Raw genomic sequence first — 875 nt, 5'->3', positions numbered from 1 at the left:
AATCGACGGATAGCGCACACCAATCGGCGGCTGGCACGCTCTACTTAGGACGTTTCATACGGGGCCGGCGGCAGATGCTTTAATTGTTCCTCCATAATCTCGATATCCTTTTGAAAAGTCTCTTCAATCACCTTCTTGGCGCCGAACAAAAAAAGCTGGTCCCCCTCATGAATCGTGGTATCAGCAACGCTTTTTCTAATTTTCACTTCCCCGCGTTTAATAAACAAGACAACGAACTCCAACCGATCATGCCCCGTAACGACTTGATTTAACGTCTTGTTGACAAGACCCGATTCCGGGTAGATATGAAGATTTAGGAGCGCATCCTCTTTATTTGTTAAAAATACCTCTCTTATTGGCAAATCACCGATCACAACCGTCTTTTTCATTTTTCGATTAAATAATGAGGATAACATTCGTTGAGTCGAGGCCAGCTTTAGGACGGCAAATATCAGCAAGACGGCCCCGGCGGCAGCTAATACTTCTTTCGTCCTCAGGCCCTCCGAAAGGAATTGACTAATCGATGAAATCAGGACGGCGAGGGAGAACGCCCCGAATAAAATCAGAAAAGCGGCGAGCTTCCTGCGAACCGGATGCCCTAAGATTAGCTCAGACTCGCCCGTCGTAAAGCCGGTAGAAGTCATCATCGAAACCACTTGAAAGCGCGAAACCTCCGATTTGAGGCCTGTTAACCGAAATAAAATAACAAAAATTTCCGTGACAGCAATAATGATAAAAAAATAAATGAGTAAAAGAAATAAGTTCATTTTTCCACCTCACAAAAAAGTAGTTGGGGCCATCATCGCCCCAACTCTATCTGGAAAAACATAAAACTTTGAACTTCGAGCATTGTCTAGCTCCAGCGCCCTAGCGGC

The 875-nt window shown here is 45.1% G+C and carries 1 protein-coding gene; it reads right to left on the bottom strand.

The window, feature by feature from the left end:
* Positions 1-44: 44 nt before the first annotated feature.
* Positions 45-767 (bottom strand): TrkA C-terminal domain-containing protein, encoded by a 723-nt coding sequence (locus BSO02S_RS25960; protein ID WP_066074925.1) that lies wholly within the window; start codon positions 765-767, stop codon positions 45-47.
* Positions 768-875 lie beyond the last annotated feature (108 nt).

Origin of the sequence: Neobacillus soli NBRC 102451 (assembly GCF_001591665.1) — a bacterium.
Lineage (GTDB): Bacteria > Bacillota > Bacilli > Bacillales > Cytobacillaceae > Neobacillus > Neobacillus soli.
This window is presented reverse-complemented; position numbering and strand designations above follow the sequence as displayed.

Excerpts from the sequence above, each read along its gene's own strand:
- BSO02S_RS25960 (WP_066074925.1), bottom strand. The coding sequence starts at position 767 with ATGAACTTATTTCTTTTACTCATTTATTTTTTTATCATTATTGCTGTC.